Consider the following 8,633-nt stretch of genomic DNA (forward strand, 5'->3'; position numbering starts at 1 on the left):
TTTGAAATTAAATTTCTTCTTTTTTAATGAATTCTGTACGAATCTCTTGTGGTGAAATGAGGCCTCTATGAACTGGGTATGGTCGTTCAAGTAGGTCAAGGAAGAGATGTTGACTTTCCGGTACACGTACATTTTCACTACACATATTGTAGTAACGAAGCACATAGCCTTCTTCATTTTCAGCTACCTTAAAGGCTGTTGGACAGATTTGCGGTATGCTGAGAACAGAATGGCTCAAGAGGCCACCAGTCGCAGCCACGCTTCCTTCTTGTCTAGCAAGCTGAAGGCTGGTAAATGGTGTCTGCAAGGCTTTAGCGCGATGATAGGCTGAGAAGCGTTCTTGGGCTTGGTGGCACTCAAGCGCAAACTCGACTTCAAACTCACGCAAGCATTGTGCTTCTGGTGTTGGGAAGTAACCCCAGTCACCTAGCTCACCTGATGCACGCAAAATAGTCACTGCAATGGTGTCGTCCCCAAGGATTTCGTATTCATTCAATCCCTTGTTGGATACAGTCACCCCTTTTTCATCGTCATACAGACTAACAAAGGCTTGTTGGTGTTGAGGATTTTCAGGATTTTCCCATGAAGCTGCTGGTTTGTTTGGTCGTGTCACCACCTCATAGATGCTTTCAGAATCATTGCTTGGACGCGTGTTATGAGTCTTGACCAAGAGACGGATACGGTGATCTTTGGCAGTGTTGGTAAAGCGAGTCTTGCAACGGATTTGTGGATTGTCAACGAAGATAGTCATCTCAGTTTCAAGAGGAATGCTTGTCAATTCTTCTGAACGTCCAGCTTCACGCTTCATAAACTCGATGATGCCTTTTTGCTCTTCTTCTAGCTTTTCATCTGCACTGACAGGCACGGTCAATTCATGTTTGAGCAAAATCTTAGCGTAGCGAGCTGTGTTTTCCAAGACCTCGTAGCCCTTAAGCTCTGCATAGATTGGCTCTGTTCCTTTTGGTTGGAAATAGATATACTCGTTTCCGATGTCACCACGATCTTCGAAGCGGATAAAATCTTCATAGGCTTCGTGAGTTGTCTTATCATAGACTGTGATGTTGTCATCCACACTCACCGTTACAAATGGCGTATCAATCACTCCGTTTTGGTAAATACCGTCGCGGTGTTCTTGTTCTCCTTCCAGTAATTGGAAGGTTGTCCAAGAGAGAGGTGTTAGATGAACAGGGACTGTCACGCGCACTTGACGAGCAATACGAGCTTGGCGGAACTTGTCTTTTGGTAAATCGTACTCAAAATTAGCCCCAAGGTCTTCGATTTTAGCCTCTACAGGACGCCCATCCAAGTCCTCCACACGGTAACTTGGCAAGGTAAGAGCAGCCATCTTCTTGTAACCTTCTGTTGGGTGCAATTCCTTGAAATCACAAGTCGCAACATCAATCACTGTGCTGACAGTATCGACCTTATCATGCAGGCCTGTGTTAATGACAGTAAAGAGATAGTCACTTTGAGCCTTAGCCGTAGCAATTTTACCCTTCCACTCGTTAAGAAGATTGCTCTTAACAAAGTTTCCGACTTGATTGACCTTGGCAAAACGTGTCTCCATCTCGCGGTGAACTTCATCCACGCTACAGCCACAGATACTATCATGGGGCGCATTCTGCAAAAGTGTTTTCCAAGCATAGGTCAACTGGTCCTTGTGGTTGTGGCCCCCAGTGATAATTGTCAAGGGTTCTACAACTTGCTCTAGGAGGTTGCTATTTTCTTGGAAGGCTTGTTTGAGATAAATACGAGATGAAGAAGTGTTGGCAAGTGTGTACCAGCCGTCTGTTTCCTGACTGGTCAACTCACCTGTAACCGTTGATAATTGCTCTGGTAGGGCACTTTCCACGGCTTGGACATATTCATCAAAAGAACTATGAACAAAGGTTACATCTGGGAAGAGTTCATTTGCCACACGAATGGCTTCACCCAAATTTTTCTGCACAGGTTGATGGTCACAGCCGTTCATCATCAACCACTGGTTGGTTGAAGCATAGTCACGCACGTCTGCCAGTTTTTGTTTCCAGAAGGTCAAGGCCTCGTCTTTATCAACTGGAATTTCATTCCCATTACTGTACCAGTTGGCAAAGAGAATCCCGAGGACACGACTTCCGTCCGCACCCTGCCAATACATTTCTGAAAACTGAGAAGTAAACTGCTCATCTTCGAGGACTTGGTTGTCAAATCCAATCGGCTTCACACCACGACCAAAAGCTGCCACATGAATGCCTGATTTTTGAAGAATTTGAGGCGCTTGTCCCATATTTCCAAAGGTATCTGGAAAGTAACCAATCTGGGTTGATTTGCCCCATTTTGCACATTCTGCTTGACCAATCAAGGTATTTCGGACATTGGCTTCACTTGAAATCAAATAATCATCTTGCAAGATGTAAAAAGGACCAATCTTCAATTTTCCTTCGTCAATGTAGCGTTGAACTTTGTCACGATTTTCAGGGCGAATCTCCAAGTAGTCGTCAAGGACAATGGTTTGACCATCCAAGTGGAAGCTCTTGAACTCAGGGTCATTTTCAAAGAGATCGAAGAGATTGTCAAATAGTTCCACCAACTGCATACGGTGGCTTTCAAAAGGCAAGTACCACTCACGATCCCAGTGACTATGTGAGATAATATGTACAACAACATTTTCCATGAAGTAAAACCTCATTCTAAATTTAAATTTTTATTGTTAACGTTTTAAATGTAAATTTGTGATTCTTTCCAAGAATCAGTGAAGCGAAGGCGAGCTCCTTATACTCAATGAAAATCAAAGAGCAAACTAGGAAGCTAGCCGCAGGCTGTACTTGAGTACGGCAAGGCGAAGCTGACGTGGTTTGAATTTGATTTTCGAAGAGTATTAGCGGATATTCAAGTAATCCAAGACTAACTCACAGAACATCATGTTGGCCCAAGAGAACCATTCACGAGAGTAGAGAGTTGGGTCATCTACGTGGAAGCTTTCATGCATAACACCTGTACCACCATCGCAAGAAACCAGCTGATCCAGCAAGAATTTTTTCTCTGCCTTATCTCTTGTTGTCAAACCTTGGATAGAAAGGGCGATTGGCCAGATATAGCGATAGAAGGTATGAGAACTTCCGAGACCGCTAGCGTATTCTCCTTGGTAGAAGTATGGATTTTCAGGGCTCAGAATGGTACGACGAGTGGCTTGATAAACTTCATCATCGACTGAACAGTAGCCCAGATAAGGCGCAGCCAACAAACTTGGTACGTTTGGATCATCCATGATGCTGGCATTTCCTAGACCATCCACTTCAAAGGCGTAAATCTTTTCACCCTTGCTATTAGTGGTGTAGGCGTAATTTTCAATGCCTTCTTGAATCTCATACTGGAGACGCTTAGCATCAGCAATAATACTCTCGCTATCAGCTAGGTCTAGTTCTGCGAAGATCTCTTGCACATAACCCAAGACTACTACAGCAAACATATTTGACGGAATCAAGTAACTATACTGACAGCAATCATCACTCGGACGAAAGGCTGACCAAGTCATACCTGTCACTGCAAAATCAGGGCCAAAGCCATCATTTACCAAGGTATCTTCCTTGCGGTCCGTATCTCGGACAAAACGATAAGGAGAGTTGGTGTGGTCTTGTTCTACCGTCCACAGATGGAGGATTTCCTTAGTCGCTGCGACAAAAGTCTCATCAAACTGACTAATCTCGCCAGTCTCTTTCCAGAGGAGATAAGCCAGTTGCAAAGGATAGCAAAGCGAGTCCACCTCATACTTACGTTCCCAAATCCAGCCATTAAGGTCGGTGTGGTCGGTCTCGTGGTGCCCCTTCCAGTTTTCCTCAATGTTGAAGGAGTTAGCATAAGGATCCTTGAGAATCAAGGTCATCTGACGCTTGACTAAACCTGCAATGGTCTGACGCAGGAGGGAATCTCTTTTAGCCACATGAAGGTAGGGTCTGAGTTGGGCTGTCGAATCCCGAAGCCACATTGCAGGAATATCCCCTGTCAAGACAAAAGTGGAACCATCTTCTAGGATTTCAACCGTATTGTCCAAGGTATCTGTATAGCAACGCTCAAAGACATCCACCCACTCTGGATGGTCCTTAGCCCGCTCTGCTACTTCATCTAGCCATTCTCTAACAATTTCTTTTGAATAAATCATCGTGCAGTATCCTCTTTCAAACAAGTTTCATTTTCAGTATATAGCTTTTGATACAGAAAATACATACACAAATGATAGTCATTTTTCTACAAAATAGTTATCTTTGAAACTCCTTTTCTATAGGTTCTCTTTTTCTGATATAATGTAGAAAAACAGCTAAAGGAAAGACTATGAAACCACTACTTGAAACCATCGATACCCGCTTTGGAACTGCCAGCAAGCATGCCTTTTCTCGGGGAAATACCCTGCCATACACAGGCGTGCCTTTTGGGATGAACTACTTTGTACCCCAGACCAGTGACCAGGAGGGCTCTTGGTTTTTCGATCCGCATCTGCCTATCTTTCAGGGGATTCGATTAACCCACCAGCCCAGTCCTTGGATTGGTGACTACTCTTGGCTCCTTCTAACACCTATCACAGGCCAGCTAGGTGGAGACAGCCTCTTCCATCGTCAGTCTTCCTATGATATGGATAAGGCCTCTTTCCAACCTCATTATCTGAAAATTTTCTCCCTGCGCTATCAGATTGAAAGCCAGCTTACACCGACTTGCTACGGTGCTTCTATTCGTTTGGAGCAAAAACAAGGCAAAGCGCTCTCCCTCTATCTTCACGCAGCAGATGAACTGACAGTAGAGCAAGTAGATAAGGGGAATCTTGCCCTGCGACAAGAAGGAAAAACTGAAACCAACAAAAATCCACTGATACTGTTCACATCCCTGAAAATGAATACGGATATCCTTGCTATCAGCCAAGAAGGTGGAGACTGGCGAATTGACCTGGCAGATAGCCATGCTGAAATTCAACTAGCCACTTCTTTCATCTCACCTTCTCAAGCACTGCTTAATCTACCTCAAGAAGATTTTGATAGCTGCAAATCAAGTGCCCAAGCGGATTGGGAAAATCTCCTCCATCGTTTTGACATTATAGAGACAGGAGAGGCTAACCGAACCTTCTTTGATCACTGCCTTTACAGACTCTTCCTCTTCCCACAGACTTTTTATGAGATTGATGAATCAGGGCAAGCCATCCACATGGATCTGGCTACTGGCACTGTCAAGCCTGGTGTCCTCTTTAGCAACAATGGTTTCTGGGATACCTTCCGCACCACCTTCCCCCTCTTTTCCCTTATCATACCGGAACACTACCACCGCTTTTTAGAAGGTTTCCTCAATAGCTACCACGATACTGGTTTTCTTCCAAAATGGCTGGCTCCAGATGAACGGGGTATGATGCCCGGTACACTTTTAGACGGTATTATCGCAGATAGCGCCTGCAAGGACATGGCTCCTGACCTAGAAGTAGAATTCCTCCAAGCCATGCTTGAAACAGCCACCAAGTCCGATCCTCTCGGCATCAATGGTCGCCACGGACTAGCCCAATACCAAGAACTGGGCTACCTCTCTACCGACCACCACGAAAGTGTTAGCCATACCCTAGACTACGCCTATAGTGACTTTTGTATCGCCAGCTGTGCCGAAAAACTTGGTCAGAATGACATCGCGGAAACCTATAGGACTGCATCTCAAAATTACCGCCATCTATTTGATGCTGAGACAGGTTACATGCGAGCGCGAGACAATCAAGGCAACTTCCGCCCTGACTTCTCTCCCTATAGTTGGGGACGTGATTATGCCGAATGTTCTGCCATCCAAGCAACTTTAGGCGTTCTCCACGACATCCCAGATTTAATCCAACTTATGGGGGGAAAAGAAGCCTTCAGCAACTATCTTTTGAAAACCTGTCAAGATGCTCCCCTCTTTGAGACAACAGGCTATGGTTACGAGATTCACGAAATGAGCGAAATGGCTACTGCTCCTTTTGGACAACTCGCCATTTCTAACCAACCTAGCTTCCACATTCCTTATCTATTCCGTTACAGCAACTACCCTGACTACACTGCCCTTCTTATCAAGACGCTCCGTCAGAAAGCTTTTCACCCAAGTTGGGAAGCCTATCCTGGTGATGAAGACAATGGCAGTCTCTCGGCCTGGTACATCTGGTCAGCTCTCGGTTTTTATCCGACCTGTCCAGGAAAACCAAGCTATGATCTCGGAATCCCTCTCTTTGACCACCTCCGAATCTATCTCGCTAAAGAAAATAAATGGCTAGATATTCATACTAAGCAAAACCACAGCCATTTTAACTTTGTCAAAGAATGCCGACTGGACACAACCCTAGTATCAACTATTCAACACCAAGACCTCCTAAAAGCTGATCAGCTAACCTTCACCCTCAGCTGGTTACCAAGTCAGCCGTTCACTTCCTGAAATACAAAAATCTCCTAGCAGGCTTTCCTGCTAGGAGATTTTCTTATGAGAGGTACTTGTTTAAGCTTTGAAAATCGGACTTATCATCTGATGTTTATCAAACAATCTACCAATTAAGCTTCTTCGTCTTCTTTACGACGACGGCCTGCAAGACCAAGACCAAGTAATGCACTTGCGGCTGCTGCTACCATAGCTACACTAGAATCTGCTGTACCTGTATTTGGCAACTCTTTAGCTGCTTTACGCTCATTTGCTTGTGCTGATGCTGTTTGACCAGCATTAGCTGCTGCTTGAGTTGTAGCTGGAGCTACAGCTGGTGTTTGAGCAGTTTGATCGTTAGCTGGAGTTGCATGATCAGTTGATGGAGCAACTTTCGCCATGAAGTCTTCGATACGTTTAACCATTGCATCCACTTCTGCTTGAGTTGCGTCTGCATTGGCAAATACTTTCTTAGCATCTGCTGATAATGCATTCGCTTCTTTTGCAGTTTCTGCATCAAGCTTAGCTGATTCTTTAATGATCAATTCATCTAATTGATGGATAGCACCTTCTAACTTAGCTTTATTCACTTTTGCATCAGTGTTATTAGCTGCGTTATTGCCAGAAGTTCCGTTACCGTTACCACTGTTATTGCCTCCACCATTTGATGGTACATATGGACGTTGTTTAAACGCATCATCTCTTGGAATTGCTAATACTTGACCTTCTTTTGTAACGATTGTTACATTTCCATCTTTGTCAATTTTAACAGCTGCTTCTGTCTTACCATCTTTTTCGACTGTTGCTGTTGCGTTACCATCTTTATCAATCGTAATTTTCACTTTACCATCTTTAGATGTGTAAACTGTATTACCATTATCGTCTGTTTCTTTCAAGAAGGCATCAAGATCAAATTCCGGAACGTCTGTAATAGCACCTAGAACCTTGAATTGGAATTTCGCTTTTTCTTCTGGAGTAATATTAGCAAGGTCTGCCACCTCTACTTTACTCAAGTCGATATCAAGATTATCTCCACCATGTTTAGATTTAGAAACAGCTTCTTTATCTTTCACTAGTTGTTCTTTAGAAATTGTTGCTGTATAACCGTCTGGCATTGTTACTGTTGCGTTTCCTTTTTCGTCTACGACTACAGTTGCGCCTGAGTTTACTGCTTCAATTGCTTTCTTAACAGCTTCTTTTTCGTCTTTTGTTAAGTTTTCTTTATTTTCAACTAATGTACGGAAGACAGGTGTTTTCACTTTCGCATTCTTAGCTTCATCAGCAAGGTTATCAGCTGGAATTACTAAGTCTGAAGCTGGGATGTTAAGAACTGTTCCATCAGCTTTCGTTACTGTTGCGTTTCCTTTTTCGTCTACGACTACAGTTACTCCTGGGTTTACTGCTTCTACTGCTTTCTTAACTTTTGCTTTTTCTTCATCTGTTAAGTTAGCTGGATCCTTAACTACTGTCTTAGTTGCTGGTGTGTTTGCACCATTTCCTGCATTTTCTTTACCTGCGTCTGATGCTGACTTAGTTAAATCTGTTGCTGGAATTGTTGCTGTTTTACCTTCTGGGGTTGTGACTGTTGCGTTTCCTTTATCGTCTACTACAACTTTAGATCCTGGGTTGACTGCTTTAACTTTGTCTTCGATCGCTTTCTTCTCAGCATCTGTTAAGTTAGCTGGATCTTTTACTACTGTCTTAGCTGCTGGTGTGTTTACTGCATTTCCTGCATTTGCTTTATCTGCATCTGCTGCTGACTTAGTTACGTCTGCTGCTGGAATTACGGCTGTATTTCCTTCTGGGGTTGTTACTGTTGCGTTTCCTTTATCGTCTACTACAACTTTAGATCCTGGGTTGACTGCCTCAATTGCTTTCTTAACTTTTGCTTTTTCTTCATCTGTTAAGTTGGCTGGATCTTTAACTTCTACCTTAGATGCTGGTGTGTTTACTGCATTTCCTGCATTTGGTTTAGTTGCAGCTGCTGGATCTTTCGTCAAGTCTGCTGCTGGAATTACGGCTGGATTTCCTTCTGGTGTTGTTACTGTTGCGTTTCCTTTATCGTCTACTACAACTTTAGATCCTGGGTTGACTGCTTTAACTTTATCTTCGATCGCTTTCTTCTCAGCGTCTGTTAAGTTAGCTGGATCTTTAACTTCTACCTTAGCTGCTGGTGTGTTTACTGCATTTCCTGCATTTGCTTTACCTGCATCTGCTGCTGACTTAGTTACGTCTGCTGCTGGAATTAC

At 43.7% G+C, this 8,633-nt stretch carries 4 protein-coding genes; 1 reads left to right on the plus strand and 3 read right to left on the minus strand.

The window, feature by feature from the left end:
* Positions 1 to 7: 7 nt before the first annotated feature.
* Together KV696_RS06430 and KV696_RS06435 are read right to left on the minus strand one after the other, a co-directional pair.
* A complete protein-coding gene (locus KV696_RS06430; RefSeq protein WP_219967167.1) occupies positions 8 to 2,653 on the minus strand; it encodes an alpha-mannosidase in 2,646 nt (881 codons plus the stop codon).
* A 204-nt stretch (positions 2,654 to 2,857) separates the two neighbouring features.
* Positions 2,858 to 4,138, minus strand: a complete 1,281-nt coding sequence (locus tag KV696_RS06435) for a glycoside hydrolase family 125 protein (RefSeq protein WP_219967168.1) — start codon at positions 4,136 to 4,138, stop codon at positions 2,858 to 2,860.
* A gap of 170 nt (positions 4,139 to 4,308) precedes the next feature.
* Here KV696_RS06435 and KV696_RS06440 point away from each other — a divergent pair, with 170 nt between their 5' ends.
* Complete coding sequence (locus KV696_RS06440; RefSeq protein ID WP_219967169.1) at positions 4,309 to 6,405, plus strand: GH92 family glycosyl hydrolase; 2,097 nt, start codon at positions 4,309 to 4,311, stop codon at positions 6,403 to 6,405.
* Between the two features lie 113 nt (positions 6,406 to 6,518).
* Here KV696_RS06440 and KV696_RS10060 read toward each other — a convergent pair.
* On the minus strand, positions 6,519 to 8,633 hold a 2,115-nt coding region (locus tag KV696_RS10060), incomplete at its 5' end, for a MiiA motif-containing surface protein (protein ID WP_258318570.1).

The sequence above is a fragment of the Streptococcus humanilactis genome (assembly GCF_019448275.1).
Lineage (GTDB): Bacteria > Bacillota > Bacilli > Lactobacillales > Streptococcaceae > Streptococcus > Streptococcus humanilactis.